The organism is Coleofasciculus sp. G3-WIS-01 (assembly GCF_040223135.1).
In the GTDB taxonomy this organism is placed as follows: domain Bacteria; phylum Cyanobacteriota; class Cyanobacteriia; order Cyanobacteriales; family Coleofasciculaceae; genus Coleofasciculus.
On the sequence record NZ_JAVJZI010000193.1, the window covers coordinates 1 to 18,554 of the forward strand.

General features: G+C 45.5%; 14 protein-coding genes and 1 pseudogene. 7 read left to right on the top strand and 8 right to left on the bottom strand.

Translation table 11 applies throughout. The features are described 5' to 3' along the window. Positions 1–102: 102 nt before the first annotated feature. Together RIM23_RS19815 and RIM23_RS19820 are read right to left on the bottom strand one after the other, a co-directional pair. Positions 103–465: a HEAT repeat domain-containing protein gene (locus tag RIM23_RS19815; protein WP_446368841.1), complete on the bottom strand. Its 363-nt coding sequence runs from the start codon at positions 463–465 to the stop codon at positions 103–105. A 179-nt stretch (positions 466–644) separates the two neighbouring features. Continuing rightward, positions 645–1,049: a hypothetical protein gene (locus RIM23_RS19820; protein WP_446368842.1), complete on the bottom strand. Its 405-nt coding sequence runs from the start codon at positions 1,047–1,049 to the stop codon at positions 645–647. Positions 1,050–1,824: 775 nt separating this feature from the next. Between RIM23_RS19820 and RIM23_RS19825 the strand changes: the two are divergent. The 3 genes and pseudogenes from RIM23_RS19825 to RIM23_RS19835 all read left to right on the top strand — a co-directional run. Then, positions 1,825–1,935: pseudogene (locus RIM23_RS19825) on the top strand (Rpn family recombination-promoting nuclease/putative transposase); the annotation flags it as partial. A 297-nt stretch (positions 1,936–2,232) separates the two neighbouring features. Beyond that, entirely contained in the window at positions 2,233–4,251 is a 2,019-nt protein-coding gene (locus RIM23_RS19830) for an alpha-amylase family glycosyl hydrolase (protein ID WP_446368843.1), read from the top strand. Between the two features lie 562 nt (positions 4,252–4,813). Beyond that, the gene (locus RIM23_RS19835; RefSeq protein WP_446368844.1) at positions 4,814–5,122 is read left to right on the top strand and encodes a hypothetical protein; all 309 of its coding nucleotides are present in this window, start codon (positions 4,814–4,816) and stop codon (positions 5,120–5,122) included. A 440-nt stretch (positions 5,123–5,562) separates the two neighbouring features. On the opposite strand, the gene RIM23_RS19840 is transcribed toward RIM23_RS19835, so the two are convergent. From RIM23_RS19840 to crtR, 3 genes are all read right to left on the bottom strand, one after another. Next, entirely contained in the window at positions 5,563–7,098 is a 1,536-nt protein-coding gene (locus tag RIM23_RS19840; protein ID WP_446368845.1) for a multicopper oxidase family protein, read from the bottom strand. A gap of 423 nt (positions 7,099–7,521) precedes the next feature. Further along, entirely contained in the window at positions 7,522–9,633 is a 2,112-nt protein-coding gene (locus RIM23_RS19845; RefSeq protein ID WP_446368846.1) for a cytochrome-c peroxidase, read from the bottom strand. Between the two features lie 598 nt (positions 9,634–10,231). Continuing rightward, a complete protein-coding gene (gene crtR / locus RIM23_RS19850; RefSeq protein WP_446368847.1) occupies positions 10,232–11,107 on the bottom strand; it encodes a beta-carotene hydroxylase in 876 nt (291 codons plus the stop codon). Between the two features lie 118 nt (positions 11,108–11,225). On the opposite strand from crtR, the gene RIM23_RS19855 reads away from it, so the two are divergent. Next, positions 11,226–11,531: a hypothetical protein gene (locus RIM23_RS19855; RefSeq protein ID WP_446368848.1), complete on the top strand. Its 306-nt coding sequence runs from the start codon at positions 11,226–11,228 to the stop codon at positions 11,529–11,531. 14 nt (positions 11,532–11,545) lie between these two features. Here RIM23_RS19855 and RIM23_RS19860 read toward each other — a convergent pair whose 3' ends face one another. Beyond that, entirely contained in the window at positions 11,546–12,352 is an 807-nt protein-coding gene (locus tag RIM23_RS19860) for an alpha/beta fold hydrolase (RefSeq protein WP_446368849.1), read from the bottom strand. Positions 12,353–13,215: 863 nt separating this feature from the next. Here RIM23_RS19860 and RIM23_RS19865 point away from each other — a divergent pair. From RIM23_RS19865 to lptC, 3 genes are all read left to right on the top strand, one after another. Further along, the gene (locus RIM23_RS19865; RefSeq protein ID WP_446368850.1) at positions 13,216–13,446 is read left to right on the top strand and encodes a hypothetical protein; all 231 of its coding nucleotides are present in this window, start codon (positions 13,216–13,218) and stop codon (positions 13,444–13,446) included. A 307-nt stretch (positions 13,447–13,753) separates the two neighbouring features. Beyond that, positions 13,754–14,371 carry a LabA-like NYN domain-containing protein gene (locus tag RIM23_RS19870; protein WP_446335852.1) on the top strand — a complete coding sequence of 206 codons (618 nt, stop codon included), beginning with the start codon at positions 13,754–13,756 and terminating at the stop codon, positions 14,369–14,371. A gap of 84 nt (positions 14,372–14,455) precedes the next feature. Continuing rightward, the gene (gene lptC / locus RIM23_RS19875; RefSeq protein WP_446368851.1) at positions 14,456–15,601 is read left to right on the top strand and encodes an LPS export ABC transporter periplasmic protein LptC; all 1,146 of its coding nucleotides are present in this window, start codon (positions 14,456–14,458) and stop codon (positions 15,599–15,601) included. A 152-nt stretch (positions 15,602–15,753) separates the two neighbouring features. Here lptC and RIM23_RS19880 read toward each other — a convergent pair whose 3' ends face one another. Together RIM23_RS19880 and RIM23_RS19885 are read right to left on the bottom strand one after the other, a co-directional pair. Then, on the bottom strand, positions 15,754–17,592 hold the full coding sequence (locus RIM23_RS19880; RefSeq protein ID WP_446368852.1) for a TolC family protein: 1,839 nt from the start codon (positions 17,590–17,592) through the stop codon (positions 15,754–15,756). Positions 17,593–17,779: 187 nt separating this feature from the next. Continuing rightward, positions 17,780–17,968, bottom strand: coding sequence for a hypothetical protein (locus tag RIM23_RS19885; protein ID WP_446368853.1), 189 nt, complete (start codon positions 17,966–17,968; stop codon positions 17,780–17,782). Positions 17,969–18,554: the final 586 nt, after the last annotated feature.

Genomic DNA, 18,554 nt, shown 5'->3' on the forward strand with positions numbered 1-18,554 from the left:
AAATTGGGTATTAGTAGCGAGTTAAATTGGGTATTAGTAGCGAGTTAAATTGGGTATTAGTAGCGAGTTAAATTGGGTATTAGTAGCGAGTTAAATTGGGTATTAGTAGCGAGTTAAATTGGGTATTAGTAGCGAGCAAGATGCTCGCACTACAAAACCCATTTGACTTAGAGCAAAAGTCGCACTATAACGTGCTGATACATTTTCGTGTTGAAGCGTTTCGATCAAGCTGGGAATAGCAGGTGAGCCAATTTTGATTAAGGCAAAACTTGCTCTGAGGCGAACCACCTCATCTTGCTCAGTTTTTAGGGCTGTAATTAATGCTGGAATAGCCGTTTCTGAACCAATTTCCCCCAAAGCCGAAGCCGCTTGACTACGCTTGCGCCAATCGTCATCGTTTTTTAATTGTTCTATATATAAGGACGTCTCTTTATCAACGGATTCTTGTCCCCATCCCTGACTCACACTCAGCAGAGGGAATGAGAAGCTGATACAGCAAATTATAAGTAATGTAAAACAATTTCGTTTAGCTTGTGTAAGCATAGCTTGGGTTAGATGGTAGGTTCGTAGTGAGCGCTTTAGCGCTCCCTATGGCACTAAAGTGCCGACTACATACAAACTAAGTTAACATTAAATACTTTGTTCTAATAATTGGGAATTCGCCGAGTGCTATAGGTAAGAGGAAGTGCCGAATTATTTTCTATTCGTTCAGTTAACCATTCAGGTTGCTCACTTAAGTAAATTGACATTGTACCATCAGGAGACACCTGATAAACCCATTCAAAACCAGGACAAATTTCAGACTCCATATTCGGGACTGACTGGGGCCATTTTCCGGTTTTAGCAGCTAGTGCTTTGACCTGCAATATTTTTTGAGTTAATTCTAAGTCAAGCATATAATGGGTTGCTTTACGAGGTTGATTTAAAAAGTTTGGTGCTATTGTTTGACCGGGAATATTCCACCAGGCTGGAGTTGTATCAATTGTTGCTGATGCGGCTAAATCTGACAAACATATATTGTGTTGTTTAGATTCTGCCAAAAGTTTCATTTGAATATTATACGTATCAATTATCGTGGTTGTAGGGGCGAGTCGCTGCACATCGTAGGCGGTGTAAGACTTAACTGATATCGACTCGCCCCTGTCTAAATTCAGTGAGTGAGCGGGGGGCGACCCAGTAAAATTAAGAGTTAGGTTCTGTTGATTGGGTACGGCGGATCGCCCCTACAATATTTACCTAGAGAAGGATATCTGAAAACTAGGGTGGGCAATGGTTATGGCTTAAGTTGACACGGATGCACGTCAGTTCGCCCCTACGATGCTAATCCACCAATTAAGGTGTGCCACGACACTAATACTATTTATTTTAATCCCTTGCTAATACATTAAACTGCTTTTTTGTCAAATTTGTCCCTTTTCGAGTTCTAAAAATTGGGTAATGTAATATATTTGTATGATTTAATTTTTTTCCACACTAGAGAGAAGAAAATTACGCATTTTCAAGGCGTTTAAGCAAAATACATAAAAAAATGGCTACAAAAAACACCCAATACAGTATTACTGTAATAACATACTACACACTCAAACCCAGGTCAACTCAGGATTTGCCAGTGACTTTTTCTGCCAGCCCTAAATCCGATTGTCTTAAGAATATTAAAACTAAAACATGACTTTGAAAAGTTTTCCTTATTTAACCAGGCTTGATCAGCGCCAAGCTTGACTGAAAACAAAGACAGCGTAACCACAAGTCAAGTTATCGGGGGTTGATGGAATTGTGCGATCGCATCTCAAGATAGGTAGAGGATATTGGTGATAAACTTAAAAGATAATCAGCTTTCTCAATGCGATTATTTATGCCGGGGAGCCAGTCATTAAATCTTTAACCATCGTCAATCCCTACAATCCGGGTCAGGTACTCAGTTTAAAAGACGACTGGACACTTAATGATCAGCGAATATCCGCGAGTCCCTTAGCTTCGGCGGCGTTGATGACCCAGCGATGTTGCAGTTGGCTCATAATTGGGTTAATTCAGGAAAAATTAAGCCGTTATCAGTTTAGGACTTACGCAAAGCCTCGACTGTAGGGTGTGTTAGCGTAGCGTAACGCACCTTTACCCCATAAGTGGTGTAGCTGCGTAAGTCCTGAGTTTGGACTTTTCAAATCCCCAGAATAGAATGGTGGTCGGTTGTACAGATCAACCCAAAGTAAGATTCCCACTCAGGAGACTCACACTATGCTCGTCGATCTATTGAGCCGCAAGCAGACTCACTTCGTCTTGTGGCGTCCGGGTATATCCCAATCACCGCCCAGCGTTTACATTGCGAAACCTTCAGCCAAGGCTTCAGATCGATTCGAGAAAGTTGGGGAATACCCCCTCAGCCAATCTCCCGACTTCCCGGAATTGTGGGAAGTCTCCGCTCAAGCCTGTGGTTTGACAGACGGACAAGTTTACCTGTATTGGTTTAAAATCCACAACACTCAACCCTATAACCCTGACAATATTAACAAAGTTCTCTATTGCACCGATCCAACCGCCACAACTGTAGACCGACGGATAATCGCCCCCATCCCTGACGAGGAAGGCGGTATTGCCAGTCATGATCCTGCTAGTGTGATTTTGTATCAGAATGGCATTCTAATCCCCTGTGATCCGGGCGGACAAACGGTGAACTGGGAAGGAGACGCCCCATTAGACACTCTACCCCCAAACAATCAACTGGTTATCTATGAATTACCAACCCGTTGGACAAAAGGGAGGACAGAGGAGAATCGAGAGGTAGGAATCGGTACATTTCAGGATGTGCTGTCTTTATTGCAACCCCAAGCCACGTCTCCTAATTTTAGCCACATTGAAACCTTAGCAGAAGGCAAAGCTCATCTGGCGGAATTAGGAGTTAATGCCTTAGAATTATTGCCCCCAGCCGATAGTGATGACAAGCTGGAATGGGGATATGGTACAGCTAACTTTTTTGCGGCTGATTTTGATTTAGGACATCCAGAGGGTCAAGATGCACCAACCGCATCCACTGATTTAGCCAATCTAATTAAAGTGTGTCACCAGTTGGGAATGCGTTTCTTTGCTGATATGGTGATGGCGTTTTCCCGAAATAATCCGTATCAAAACATAAATTTTTTGGATTTTTATGTCCAATGGCGACCACAGGGCAATCCGGAACGCGACCCTGAACAAGTGGGTCGCAATGGTTTTGGTGGTGATTTATTTAAGTACAACTATTGGGTAGAAGGCTATCATCCAATTCTTGGCAAAAAATCCTGGTTTGTGCCAGCCCGTGAATATATGAAAGCGTATATGGCTCATTGGCTGAACTATTATCGGGTGGATGGTTTGCGACTGGATAGCGTTAATAATGTCGGCAACTATGACTTTTTGGAAAAATTCCGAGAGTTAGCCCGCACGCTTTGGGAAAAACGGGGAGGTTCAAGTAAGCACTTTCTGGTTGTTGGCGAAGAATTAAATGTCCCCTTAGCCTTAGTTCACCAAAATCGCTTAGATGGACTCTGGAACGAAAAATTCAAGCAGATTATTCGACAGGTGATTTTAGGCAAGAATGCCTTTAATGACTCTAGCTTTGAATGGAGTGTCCGCAAACTCATTGATTGTCGTTTTTTAGGCTTTACCGATAGCGCTCAAGCGGTGAATTATCTCACGTCCCATGATGTAGGCGGTTTAGGTAATGAGCGTTTCTATAACTATCTAATTAATAATGGAGTTTCCGATACTGAACCCCGGATTAAGCTAGCATTTGTTTGTCTTTTAACCGCCGTTGGGATTCCCCTGATTTTGGCAGGGGATGAATTTGCGGATCAGCAGGATCTTGATATTAGTGATGAACATGCCGATCATAAACAGGTTGACCCAGTAAACTATAGTCGAGTCCAAGAGGATTGGCGACAACGCATCTTTGAGTATGTGGCGCGGTTAGTTCGCTTCCGCACCTCATCTAAGGCGTTAGCGGTGAATGATAATGAGTTTATTCATGCCGATTTCCATGAAGGTAAACGGGTTTTAGTCTGGCGGCGTGGCAAAAAGGCGGATGAATACGTGATTGTCGTGGCTAATTTCTCAGACTATGGAACTCCTGTAGGTTCTGAATATAAAGTCCCGAATTGGTCGCCCACTCCAGAAGGTAAGCAGTGGAAAGAAATCACTCAAGACCGCATCGTTCCTCCTGAATGGGTTGGCAGAGAACCGATTTTCCCATGGGAAGCAAAGGTTTACGCTTTGATTTAATTATTCAAAAAAGGTAACAGAAGCTACCAAATTATCCCTGGTTTGACCTTGTAGAGACGTTCCGGTGGAACGTCTCTTTCCAATGGAATGTCTCTTGCTTGCTCCTATTTATCTATAAACTGATATAGTCTCAATCTATAGCCGTTTTTGGTTGCATGGAATATTTAAACAACCCTGAAGTCTAAAGCCCTTACTACGAACACAGCAAAAGGCGCGATCGCACCTTTTGCCTTTTGGTTTTATCTCCTCTTTATTTGACGATTAAACCCAGACACATACAAAACAAATTGACTTGTAGGGGCGGGTTTTACTGTTACCTGTGGCGAGAAACTTCTCAAGTCAATAAACCCGCCCTGACCGCAACCGTTATCTTGTATAATCCAGTTAGTCTAGGCTACAGATGAGTTGGTCGAGTTCCGTTAATTCTCTTCGACGTAACTTGTTTAGGGCTTTAGCCCTTACTACGAACGACGAACGACAAACACAGCGCTATCACAAAAACCGCCTCTTATTTTTTATGTTATAATTTTTAACAAATTTGAATTTTTGTGAGAAGACTGTCATGAATTGGAAATCATTTCTAATGATATCGTTTATTTCGGCTATTGTAACTTTAATGGTAGCAAAAGCAACGTTTAGCAATCCCGTGCCAGACAACCAACCTCAAGGGTCAATAAACATGAATGTCGATGATCCCGTGTGCTACATGCAAACAGCAGACGGCACAGTTTTAGACCTCAGTAACTTGTGCGGCAAAGATCAACCAAGTCCTCCAACCGCTACGGCTCTTACCTATCCACAACAACCTCAGGTTTATAACGTAAAAAACCTTAAAAATTTCGACGATTCCTGGTATGGTGTAGACAACTAAGTTGATCAAATCAACACTCAGTATTGATGGGTAAAATCTGCCTCTACTGGCTCGGCACAATCAAGAATGATGGATAACGCTTACGCCGAAAAACTGTAGGGGTACTTTTCGCCTTCATTGGTGTCAAATTATAGTGGTACTAAGACAGGTTAGGACATTTTTTACTCTTCCCTGTTCCCTCTTGGATTAACGGCGGATGCGAGAGCCTTTTTTGCACGGGGGATTAAGGGGGGTTAAAATGAAGGCGACGAGATTCAAACTTTCACAACCCAGTCCGCGCAGGCGGACGAAAGTTTGTATAGCAGTGATTTAAATCGCCGTCGCCGTGGAAAAAGGGGGTAATAAAGGCGAATTTGGTATGACACGGATAAACGCCTTGCGCCCGATTAAACTGTAAAATCAATCTATTCCACTATTTTTTTGATCAGAGAAATTTCAGTTTATAAGGGTGGTGCAGGTAGTGGCTTGGGCGGAGCGACTGAAGCCGGATCAGTCGAGTTATTGCCGATTTGAATTGCCCGCATCATATCGTGATCTTCGTGAACTAAATTGTGACAGTGGGTCATATATCTGCCCGTGTGGGGACCAAATTTGCCCACGACTCGTACTGACTCATTGCCACCTACATAGATGACATCTTTCCAACCTTCCTCATAGACAAAGGGTGGTTGTTCATTGCGGTCAATAATCTGGCAATCGATCAGATGAACGTGAATCGGATGAAACCATCCGCCTGAATTCGTATACAACGTCCAAATCTCAACATCGCCAACTTGGGGATTCGCATCAGATTCGTAGCGATTCCAAGTGTTGCCATTGACTACCCATTGACCGCCTGTGCGTTCGTAGCGGAATTCTCGGCTGCGTAATGCTTGGGGAATCAGTTGGGAAACAGGCGTCACGTAGCGGAGAGTGCTGGGGATTTCGCTGGTATCTTCGGCATCCCGCACCACATCAAAGCGCATGATCCGATCTGTTTTTTCGTAATCTTCGTTATTGTCGGGTGACTCATTTTCCAGCACAATTTTCGTGCCAATCGGATATTTGGAGAAGTCAAGGATAAACTCATAGCGTTCTGCCATGCTGATGCGGAAGCTGTCTACGGCGACGGGAGCACTTCTCAACCCGGCATCTGTCCCGATCATAATAAACTCATCGCTGGTGCTGAGTTTGAGCCGGTAAGATCGGGATACTGAAGCGTTGAGTACCCGGAAACGATACTTACGTCTAGCCACCTCCATCCGGGGCCATGCTACACCATTAACCGTAATCACATCTCCGAACAAACTTTTTTGACCCTCATCGTCGTAGACGATCTGACCTTTACGGTCAAATATTTTATCGTGGATGACTAGCGGTACATCATATTCACCACTGGGTAGGTTGAGATTCTGTTCGTATTCATCATAGACAATATACATTCCCGCTAGCCCCATGTTTACATTCGGGGCAGTTTTGTGAAGGGCATGGTCATGATACCAAATTGTAGCCGGTCGGTTATTGGGATAAATAAAATCCTTATAATAACCCGGTTCTACAGCGTCATGAGCCCAACCGTCATACTCCGGTAGCGCCGCCATCCCATGCAAGTGAATCACCATCGGCACATCCAGTTTGTTGATGTAGCGGACAACTGACTGGCGATCCCGCTTTTGCTTAATCGTCGGACCCGGAAACATGCCACCGTAGCCCCAAATCTCAGTGCTTTTCCCTGGGATGATCTGCGCCTGTGCTTTGTTGATGGTTATTTCGTAGTAATCGGTTCCTTCAAAATCTTGTAACCCATTAGAACCGGGTGTGTTATCACTGCGAACTGGCTGAAGTACTGGCGGTACCCGGAAAGGCAAGGTAAAGGGATTCCCGGCGGGGCTCTCCGGATCTTTGGCATAGGCAATGCGCTGGAATCCGGTGGGTAGGACAAGCAAACCTCCTGCGATCGCGGCGTACTTGAGTAGTTCTCTCCTCTTAATCGTCATACAAGCATTCTCCAGAGTGGATAGTATAAATTTTTCTTAAGCACCGGAACAAAGGATAAAATATGTCCGTCACTAAGCGATTTTGCCAAAGGGGTCTCAAAGATTCAGTTGAGCTGGAGTAAAACTTTGATGCCCCAATCCTCTGTATTGTAAATTAATGTAAACTTATTGTAAAGGAATATAAAATTAATGAGAGTTTGAGGTGGCAAGCTGGCGCGTCTCTACAATGGTGCCGACAGTCTTAATAGATGTGTCTACTGCTATAGATGTAAAACTTTGGCTTTGTCAGTGAAATTACCCAATAGGAGGCGAAGCCATTCAAAAAACCTTGTTATTACCGTTGCTACACTAAAAAAATAGCCGCACCCTTTCGGGAGTCGGCTACTGGAAACAAAAACGGTTAATAACAGTTTCAGCGTTTGTTTATTGGCAGATGTACCCTCCAGGTAGAGGGACGAAAGTCGTTCCAGCCGGACAGTCCTGTTGAGTATAGCCTCCGCCAGGGGGAGAAGTCGTTGTCTGAGTGGATGAGGTTGATTCGGCTTCAGTTTGTACCGCCATTTCCAGGAAATTTGCCCGAACCAAACCACCGTTACGACCTACAGCAGGTAGTTCTAAGATCAGATCCTTAGCTTTACCAGTACCGTCATCCTGGACAGACTCTTGGTTCCCTTGCTGTCCGTCGGAAATGAATAACTGCGGATGGTCGAAGGGCGCTTGATCATAGCGTACTCGTTCATCGGTCAGGGCTTTCATGAAAGCCACTAAATCTGCTTGTTCCTGCTCGGTCAACCCGAGGTTGACGATATCGGGATCGAGATTAGCGATATTTTCATCGTGAAAGTCGCCGCCGCGATTGTAAAATTCCACCACTTGCTTGAGGGTTAACTGTCCGCCATTGTGGAAGAAAGGCGCCGTCAGTTCCACATTACGCAAACCCGGAGTCTTGAACGCTCCATCCACAGCGACTCGTTCCTGGGGTTTGAGTGAACCTGTCGGCGCACCATCATCACCAGGAACAACTGGGAAAGGAGAACCATCCTGCTGTTCAAATCGCGACATAGACAATGGCTGACCAAAGGGATCTTCATCACCGACACCCAGATCTTCTAACGTCGGTCTGACAGCAATGTTATAAAAACCATTGTCATAAACTGCAACACCTTGAGCCATTGTCATGCGTTCCAGGGGTTGGTTTTTAACATTTGCTACCGATGCATTAGTAAATTCAGGTCCGCCGTGACAGTTGATGCACTTACCCTGGTTCTGGAAAACCTCCAGCCCTCGCTTTTGTTGCTCAGTCAGGGCGTTAGTTTGCCCTTCCATATAGTGGTCGAAGGGTGTCTCATCGGAAATTAAGGTCGCCTCATACGCCTGAACCGCGAGTCCAAAGAACAGGGAAAAGTTATAGTCGATTTGCCAGAATTCGTTAGTCGTCAGAGTCTGATTTTTCGGGTTAAAGAACGTCAACTCACCATTCTCTTCAATCCGGATTGCCTGATTGGAATTCCACCACTCTGGCTTAAACGCCGCCTTAATCATCGACTCATAATTGGATATCGTCAGCCCTGGGTTAGGCGTTCGGCTCAGATTGCCGAGAACGCTGTCTTCAGGATGCACCAGTTGATCGGCTAGGGGTCTGAGTCGGTTAATCCTTTGACCTAACTTAGCTCGTTTCTTGTTTTTATTCAGTTTGATGCCAATATCCGGAAATGTGCGCTCATCAGCAGACATCTCGAAGAAGCTCAAAGGCGGTCCTACGGCTTGAGATGCCAACGATGAATTGTTGAGGCTGATTTTGACTTTTTCTAGGTTATTCTTGTCTTTTTTGAGGACAAAGGCATTGGCATCTCTGGCGCCGAAGGGATTGACGCCGTTGAAGTCTTCTTGGGCGCGTCCATCCCAGAAGTTACGGAAGTTGAACACGGCATTAATCACAGAGGGCGTGTTGCGGGGTTCTACCCGACGAACTTCGATGTCTCCGACATGGAAAACTGGGTCAGGTAGGAAGGTGACATCTTCTTGGGAACTGCCTGGAATAATGTCATTGAATTTCGATAAGAAAACGCCTTGAGAGGAGCTGACATCGTTCGTGTCAGCCAAAACTGTGGAGTTGCGGTTATTGGGATTACTTAATTTGTGGAAAGGATAGTCTTCCGGCTTAAGCTGGTAGTTGGCTGCCCCACCTAGGTCAAATACCTGATCCGGATTGGGACTTTTATTAGGGTTGACTTGCAACAGTCCTGGACTAAGCTGGTTTTTGGAGCGATTATCGGCTCCTGCATGGAAATGGCAACTGGCACAGGAGGTGAAACCATCGCTCCCCAGTTGCATATCCCAAAATAATGTCTTTCCTAGGGCAATCGCGGCAGTTTTGTCCTTAATAAAGTCTCCAATATTGTCAGGTTCGGGAACCGATACCGTTTTCAGGGATGCCAGAGTACTGGGATTGGCTGGGGCTATTTGCGCGGAAACCCCATTGCCAACCACTACTGCGGCTGTTACCATCGCTGCGATCGCAGTAGTTCGGGTCAATTTTAATGACCCCCGTTTCCAAGGGAACTTTTTTCCCTTCCACCACTGGCTGGGCAGGTTCCGAGGGTGAGGGTGAAACTGATTTATCACGGCTTGCTGTCGCCCTCTCAAAAGCGACATAATCACAGCGCGACTCGATGCGTTGAGAAAGCCTATTAGCAGAGTAAGGGATAAACCCAAAGTTAGAAATTCCAGGATTTTCAAGTGTACAAGAAAGTAGAAACCACTTGGAACTTTAATACCGATTAGTCGCCTTAGCTTAAATTCTTTAACAAATCTTAATAAAGTTTTGTTAAGTATTTCTGCCGCCAGCCCCTGTTTACCTTCATTCGGCACTCTCAAGGGTCATCCTACAGACAAGGGGCGATCGCACCATTTCTCTGATATACTTTTCATTATGGGAAAATGTGCCTACCGATAGCCTCTACACCAAGCCATTCAGACAAAGACATGCCTAGGGCGAGATCGCACCCTAGGCATTTTGGTTTTATCGCCTCTGCTTTTGACCTCCATTCAGCGACAGTAGGGGTTTGGTTACCAAACCCCTACGACGAAACCAATCTCATCTGTCTAATTTTCGCGAGTTTTCTCAGACCCTTTATTTCCGGTGAAAACGAATTCCCAGGAAAATATCATAGACGAAACTTAAAAAATCTTTGCCTTGTAGCAGTCCCAATGACTGATGACAGCCCTTTTGTGCTAATAGAGGCTTAGTAGCTCGATAGGCGCCTTGATATTTGTACCAGGGAATAGAGGGCCACAGATGATGAATCAAATGGTAATTCTGACCCATAATCATAATATTCAGGATCGGGCTAGGATAAACCCTAGCATTTTTCCAGCGATCGCGTTCCTTAAAAGGACGATGGGGTAAATAGTCAAAAAACAAGCCTAATGCCAACCCGACAACCAGTGCTGGGGTAAACCAGAAGTTCATAATGTAGCCCAAAAAGCCATACTGACAAGCCAGGTAAATCACCCCAGCAACGAAAGCTCGGCTCAAGAACCATTCGAGCAGTTCATACTTACGCCACAAGCGGCGCTTAAAGAAAAAGACCTCATGGTAAAAAAAGCGTGCTGCAATTAACCACAGAGGTCCCCCCGTTGACACAAAATGATCGGGATCGTTTTCTGGGTCATTAACATTGGCATGATGCTGCATGTGTACCCGGGTAAACACGGGGAAAGCAAACCCCAACATCAGCGCACTCCCATGACCCATCAGCGCATTCGCGATCCGATTTTTGTGGGCAACATTGTGAGAGGCATCATGGATTACCGTACCCGCCATATGCAATGCTAGGACATTAATGCTAAAGCACAAGGGTGCAGGTAACTCCCACAGCCAGTAACCGCAGGTCGAGAAGAGGATCAGAGCTATCGCTACTATAAACATTAGTAACGTTAGATTAAAATCTTCGGGGGGACCCAAGAATTCTCTGGGTACGGTCAGTGGCTTGATTGCCTCCGACATCGTTGTCTTTACTCCTTATTAACTATCCATTGGTAGTATAAGATGTCTTAACAAAATTATAAAGTTTTGTTGACATCAGGTCATTTAATCAAAATTGACCGACTGATAAGCTTAACATTTGTTTTCCAGACGTGCCACGGCGCGTCTGGGAGATGGGGAAGATGGGGAAGATGGGGAAGGTAAGGAAAGGTCAAGACAACTATGTCGGATGGATAAATTCGGCTTCCCCTGCTCCAAGCCGCGCCAATCGTACAAAACACCGTGGAAAACAGGTGATATGGCTCGAACCCTTGACGGAGTTGTTGGTCGCGTTGTGGTTCAAAACGAGAAACGCATCGAGGTTCGAGTGAATGGTAAACGTTGCTACTGTAAACCTGACGAGGTTAAACCTATGCACAGAAAGGATGGGTATAGCTATGCCTAGGTTTACAAAGATTTTCAGCCAACTGGAGAACCGCTGAGATCTAAAAAATTTTGTTGTTTTAATATTTCAAATAGGTTGACATCCGTTTCTAGTAAACAGGCATGACCAGATTTCGGTAGCACTGACATCGTGGCATTTGGCAGATACTTGACTAAAGACTTGGCTTCTGCTAAGGAAGACCACAAGCGGTCAGCAGCGCTGGCGAGGATGAGGACGGGTTGGGTCAACTGTTCGAGTTGTCCTGGATGAACCTTAAAATTCCTCAGCATTGAGACTCGCCAATGCATAGTTTTTGCAGGCATTGACCGCATAGCATCTAAGAGGGCGCGGCGATTGCTGGGAACCATCCGGTTGAGGGATGATAAAACAGGTAACAATGTCAAGGTAGACAGGTGATAAATATTATCCGGTAATACGCCTAACCATTGCGATCCCCACAGTAACCAAGAGGGTTGACTCACGGATGTGGCTGGGTTACTTAAAATGATTCGGTGCAATAGATGGGGGGCACTGAGGGATACCTTCAGCGCTAAACAGCCACCAAATGACTCGCCACATAAGTAAACGCTTTGACAGCGTCGTTGGCTGAGTTCTTTGGTAATTAAACTGACGACGTGATTGGCTAAGTCTTCCCAGTGACTCAAATCATGGGGAGGAATAACCAAACAACGAACATCAAACGCTGCGGCTAAACTGGGCATCTGCGATCGCAATAGCTGACCGGTTCCATCCATCCCCGGTAAAAATACGAATAAGGGATAATCGGGATTGTGCGATCGGGGTCTGAGAAAATAAGGATGACTCTTTAGCTCTGGCATCATTGACTCCAGGCAACCCTTCGATGATACTTGACTTTCCCCCGTAGGGGCTTTCTCTCCTGAGACACTGTTCCGTACTGATTAGTACTGATACAATCCTCAGGGATAGTTATTTAATCTTTCTTTACAATAAGCGGTAATACAGCTAACTGGCAAATATCTAAAGGTGGGGATGATTGAAATGGAGAGGAAGATGGGAACAATCAGGGAGATGAGACAGCCTGTTCCAGACGTAAGGTGTGGAACGTCTGGAAGCTTTGTGAGATGGGGAGGATAGGGCGGATGGATAAGCTGGGAAGCCTGGGAAGCCTGGGAAACCAGGAGAATTAACTCACGCACCATTCCCTATGGGCTTAGTGTTGGGTCAAAACTCATAACTCTCGCACTTCCCCCATTCAACAACAGCAGTTGACAAAATAGCTATTATATGAATAGGCGACAAAGAGAAAGAGCTTACCTCTCCTGCTGCCTTTGCCCAATATCTAGACCGTTGATCTGTCACTCAACCTAGAGATGAGCTTGAGCTATGCTAATTTAACGAAATAATTCCTGATATTGAGAAATAACTCTTTTTTTTAGTTAGTTTAAGCTTTTTTAAACAAAGTTTAGTAAACTTTGTTAGTATTTTGTAGTATTTAATACTTATGCTGGGCAAAATGTTAAGTAAAGCCAACTGGCAATACCATGCCAACCTAGTAATGGAGAGCGTTTTAGGAAACAATCGATGATTTCTCACCGAACTCAAAGAAACAGATTTAGCGTCAAGAGCAACTTAGCCAACCAACTTAGGGACTTACTTCGCCAAAGCTTAGGTAAGAGGTATGCTTATTACCAAAGGGTTAGGGTAGAGAGTATCCACCAAGACAGTGGCAAGCGAGCATATTCCAGAATTGATCAAGCAATGGTTAAGCGATCGCGTGGCTAGTACCCAGACTGTCCTCACCTTGAGGCAAGTCGGCAAAAACATCATTTCTGGAATTAATGCCCTTAACTCATTTAACCTATTCCTTACCAAACATGAGTTTGGGAGTTCGTACAAGAATGGGAAACAGTATCCCCAGTTGGCAGGTCTTGTACAGTATCAGGTAATAAGCTAGACTAGCAGCTTGTCTGTTCTCGCTGACTATTCCCGATCAACATCGATATCTACCAAAAACTTGGCTATCCCATTGACTTTAACCAAAAAACTCTCATTTAAGATCATGAAACATCAGTCATTCATCGCCGTTGGGGAACCTTAGCTAATCAGCGCTCAAGTAAATCTCCACCTGATTTTTGGGCGATGGAAGCCAAATGGTGTTCTGTCGTTTTCAGCCACGAGGAACTTGGGGCTGACTAGACGAGAAGAGGGTTGGGAAGAAGAAGGCATCTATTTCTTTCATAAAAAACAGAGGCATAAAAATCATGTTGAATAATTTTAGTACTGATCCCATTTTTACACCTGAACAAGTTTTAGAAAATCGCGGTCGGGTTGCCATATTTATCGATGGCTCCAATCTGTTTTATGCAGCTTTGCAATTAGGCATCGAAATTGATTACACGAAACTGTTGGTTCGTTTAACTGCAGGTTCCCGACTGCTGCGATCCTTCTTTTACACTGGTGTTGATCGCACCAATGAAAAGCAGCAAGGGTTTTTGCTGTGGATGCGCCGCAATGGATACCGTGTCATTGCTAAGGATTTAGTGCAGTTACCTGATGGCTCGAAAAAAGCGAATCTGGATGTTGAAATTGCTGTCGATATGATGGCGTTAGTTGGGTCTTATGATACAGCCGTTCTTGTCAGCGGTGATGGAGATCTGGCTTATGCTGTAGATGCTGTCAGTTATCGAGGAGTGCGGGTTGAGGTAGTTAGTTTACGTTCAATGACTAGCGATAGTCTAATTAACGTCGCGGATCGGTATATTGATCTGGATCAGATCCAAGAAAGTATCCGCAAATCCCCGCGACAAAACTATACCTACCGTCCTTTGTCTGGTATTGGCATGATGGATGATCCTGGAGACCAATCCATGGGTCATTAGTCATAAGTTATGAGTCATTAGTCCTTGGTTTTCGGGCATAAGGACTAATGGCTAACCCTCAAAATTGCACATAAGCTTGCTCCAATGATGTTGAGTTGGAAACGATATTTGGCGGTGAGCCTCTGTCTATTGGCTTATGCCCCACTCTCCGGCTGTCAGACTGACAGCCAAACGGTAAAGAAAATTCAACAAGATACAAAAGCCACTGATATTGAAGGCTCTCTTGTGTTTAACAATGTCACCTTGGAGCAAGCTGATGAACAAGGTCGCCCTTTATGGCGGGTAAAAGCCGACACAGCGATATACAGTAAAGATAAAAAAATAGCTCAAGTTGAACAGCCAATCGGTGATTTATTTCAGGATGGAAAGGTTATTTTAAAAGTGTCAGCCAATAGCGGGGAAGTCCGGGAAGATGGCAAACAAATCTTTCTGCGAGGAGAAATTACGGCTACAGATACCCGCAATGGTGCAGTGTTCAAGGGTGAGGAATTGGAGTGGTTACCCCAGGATGATTTATTAGTGGTGCGCCGAAATTTAGAGGGACGCCATCCTGAACAAATCGAGGTCACAGCGAATGAAGGGCGGTATTTGACACGCCAAGAGCAAATGGAACTCAAAGGGTCTGTACAGACAATATCAAAAGACCCAAATGTGCAACTGAAAACTGAGCAGTTGACTTGGCAAATCAAAGAAAAAAAGTTAATTGGGGATCAGCGGACTCATATTGAACGGTATAAGGATAATACTGTGACCGATCGCGTAGTCGCTAACCAGACTGACTATAACCTAAACACCAAAGTAGCTATCCTGAAAAATAATGTTCAGCTTACGTCCATTGATCCCCCAGTTTTAATATCCAGCAATGAAGCAATCTGGGACGTCCAGGCGGAAACAGTACGCTCAAATCAGCCTGTTCAGATTGTCCATCAGCAAGAGAAGGTTGTGATTACTGCTAATCAGGGACAGGTAGATTTGGGGAGCGAAGTCGCCAATTTAAGGGGAGGTGTCCAAGGTGTGGGTAGTCGCAATCAAGCCGAACTCTACGCCAATCAAGTCAGGTGGGACATTCCCACTCAGAAGATGCAGGCGTCAGGGAATGTCGTTTATAAACAAGTCGATCCCCCCTTTAACGTAACCGGAGCCACCGCCGAGGGTAAATTACAGGATCAGAGTATGATCGTCAGGAGTGGCTCTAGCAGCGATCGCGTCGTCACCGAAATTGTCCCCTAGATCACAAACGCTGGGGGAGATGGGGAAGCCTGTTCCAGATGCAAGGCGTGGAACTATGGCGAGAATAAATGAAATTAGAGCAAACTCCGACGCTTCTGTCATCACGTCTGGAACCTTCAAAACCCAAAACTCTCGCACTTCCCCAATCCCTTTTACGGTAAATCAAAAAGAATACTATTTGGAAGATTACTAATCGCCCTTTGCAGTGTGGCTAGCGCTCGGTTGTAGTCCAGTATTGCTGTCAATAGGTTGACTCTGGCACGAGTTAGCGCCGTTTGCTGATTAATGACATCGGTTTGAGTACCCACCCCAGCACCAAATCGTAATCGTGCCAATCGTAAACTTTCTTGTGCCTGTTCTAGGGCAAAGGATGCCGTTTGAATATTCTCCTGGCTGGCTGTTAGCTCAAAAAAAGCTTGTTCAACCTGGAAGCGGATTTGGTCACGCTCATTGGCAAATTCGGATTCCGCGATCGCGACATCGGTTTCGGCTTGTCTGGCTCTGGCTTTCGCCGCTCCCCCATCAAAGAAATTCCACTGGAGTTGCGCTCCTAAAGTTAAGCCATCAGTCGGACCATCACTATCATCCAACTGGGCGGCAATATTATATTGGGCAAATAGATTCAACTGGGGTTTATTCGCCGCTAGGGCAATGCGCTGTTGTTGTTCATTAATATTACGTTGTACCAGTTGCTGTTCCAACTCCGCCCGGTTTTTCAACGCCAAAATAATACTTTCTTCCAAGGAAAGTTCCCAATCTCCCGCCACATTTATGGGATCAGCCGCAGAGATGCCCACCTGCTGATCCAAACTCAACAATTGAGCAATTTGGCGGCGGGCAATGCGTTGCTCACTGATGGCGTTGGTTAACGCTTGATTATTATTGGCGAGTTCCACCTGCGCCTGCAACACTTCAAATCGAGTTCCTAAGCCCGCTTGTTCGAGTAACTGGGCATCCCGCAGACTGCGAGCTGCATCATTGACCGCCGCTTGGTTAATTTCTACTTGGGCATCTGCCTGTTGCAAATTGTAGTAAGCACTGGTGACATTGAGTCGTAAATCTGCCAGGATGCTTTCTAAACCCAGTTGCTGGAAGCGTACCTGTTGTTCGGCGGCTTGAATGGCTGCGGGGCGACGCCCCGCCGTATAGGCGGCATAATTTAATTCCAGTCGGCTCTGAAAGCTTGTTGATGTGATAGTTTGGTTAGTTTGATCTAGTCGCCGTTGTTCAGACTCAGCGCGGATAAATTCGGCAATGGTGCTAATCGATGGAAACTCGGCAGCTAGGGCTTCTTGCAGGGCAAACTCCGCTCGTTCTAACTGGAATCTAGCTATTTGTAACTGTTGATTGTTTCGCCGTGCCAATTCTATTGCCTGTTCTAGGGTAATTGGCTGAGTCGTTTGCACTTGGACTTCTTCTGGTTTGGTGGGAAACAGCAATGGATTGGCACTGGGATTGAGTAATTCTAATATCGGTAGATCAGGGGTAGTAGACGGTATCGGCAAAGGTTCGATATCTGGCGTGAGAAAATCGGGTGAGGGTGTTTCTGGTTCTTCCAGAGTGGGTAGGGAGGGGATAGCTTCAGGGGATTGAACAATCAAGCTGTCTGGCTCTGGGGTAACCCGTCTGTGACTAGAGTCTTGAGCAAGTTCTGAGGGATTGGGAGAATTTTCAGTTTCAGAGGTTACGGGTTCACTTGCAGAGGTCAAGGATTCACTTTTGTTTGCGGGAGTTGGCTCCTCTATCGTGTTCAGAGGAGAGTTAACCGTAGGAATGGAGTGATCCTCTGCATCTACGAGTAAGTTCTGCTCAGTTGATTGGGACTCAACGTCTGTCAATCTTCTGTGTATCACCCCATCACTTTGATGAGTCGGGGCTTGACGTTGAAAGCTAAGCGGCGACGGGAAATCTTGAGAGGCGCTTGGTTTTGTATAGAGTACAGCGATCGCAGTCCCCACACCTAGAGCGACAAAATCACGAAACGTTGGCATAAGTTTAAAGTTTGGTCTTTAGTCTAAAAAAAATTATTTTGCTTCCATTGGTAGAGTCACCATAGGCAGAATAATCGTTGAGCTGCGAGCTTGGCAAACTCGGTCAAGGTCAGAGTATCTCAATCAAGCTTGACACAAAGAATCAGCAGCATCTAGCTTGATCAGCTTACCCTAAGGTTGTGGCGATTCACCCCCAGCCGCTATTAACTGAATTAAACCATTGACCATGCGATCGCGTCCAAGGGGACAGGTGATGGCGATTTTGGATCAGCGCGATCGCGTTACAAGCATCCCGGCAAAAAGCCGAGAACCAGGTGCGTGTGGCTAGAGCTAGACTGGCACAGGTGTGAGAGTGAACGTGGAGCGATCGCGGCATTGTCTGGCATCAGCTTGTGATCCTGAACCCGCCCCTACATAGGGCTTGCTGCACAAGTCCAAAACCCTTAGCTATCAATGCTTTGAGTAGTATTGATATTGGCTCCTCTTCAAGGAGGAAGGGTGAAACCCTTTCATACCCTTGCACCGCTATCAGGAAAAATGTACCATTGCTCCCCCTGCTTCCCCTGCTCCCCCTGCTCCCCCTGCTTCCCCTGCTCCCCCTGCTCCCCCTGCTCCCCCTGCTCCCCCTGCTCCCCCTGCTCCCCCTGCTCCCCCTGCTTCCTACCCCCACCACAATACTTATTCAGCAGACCCTACATATTTACGCGCCATACCTGACTCTTCAGCGCGTTGGGTCAAGAAGATGTATACTTAGGGATATAGAAATTTATATTCCTCATCTAATTTCAAAGGAGACGTCGTATTAGTTAGGGTAGAGCGGAAGTAACAGAAACTTTCGCGCCTGGTATTCAGGGGCTCTATCGCTCAGAACAGATATTGGATTAGCTTGGCAGCTTCGCTACAAATTGTTGTCTCCCCAAAATTCGCTCTGAGCAACGAAGAGTCAGGAATTTGCCACCAAG

Bases quoted from the DNA above. Each gene is read 5' to 3' on its own strand.
- RIM23_RS19820 (WP_446368842.1), bottom strand. From the start codon at position 1,049: ATGAAACTTTTGGCAGAATCTAAACAACACAATATATGTTTGTCAGAT.
- RIM23_RS19830 (WP_446368843.1), top strand. From the start codon at position 2,233: ATGCTCGTCGATCTATTGAGCCGCAAGCAGACTCACTTCGTCTTGTGG.
- RIM23_RS19835 (WP_446368844.1), top strand. From the start codon at position 4,814: ATGAATTGGAAATCATTTCTAATGATATCGTTTATTTCGGCTATTGTA.
- RIM23_RS19840 (WP_446368845.1), bottom strand. From the start codon at position 7,098: ATGACGATTAAGAGGAGAGAACTACTCAAGTACGCCGCGATCGCAGGA.
- crtR (WP_446368847.1), bottom strand. From the start codon at position 11,107: ATGTCGGAGGCAATCAAGCCACTGACCGTACCCAGAGAATTCTTGGGT.
- RIM23_RS19860 (WP_446368849.1), bottom strand. From the start codon at position 12,352: ATGATGCCAGAGCTAAAGAGTCATCCTTATTTTCTCAGACCCCGATCG.
- RIM23_RS19870 (WP_446335852.1), top strand. From the start codon at position 13,754: ATGTTGAATAATTTTAGTACTGATCCCATTTTTACACCTGAACAAGTT.
- lptC (WP_446368851.1), top strand. From the start codon at position 14,456: ATGATGTTGAGTTGGAAACGATATTTGGCGGTGAGCCTCTGTCTATTG.
- RIM23_RS19880 (WP_446368852.1), bottom strand. From the start codon at position 17,592: ATGCCAACGTTTCGTGATTTTGTCGCTCTAGGTGTGGGGACTGCGATC.
- RIM23_RS19885 (WP_446368853.1), bottom strand. From the start codon at position 17,968: ATGCCGCGATCGCTCCACGTTCACTCTCACACCTGTGCCAGTCTAGCT.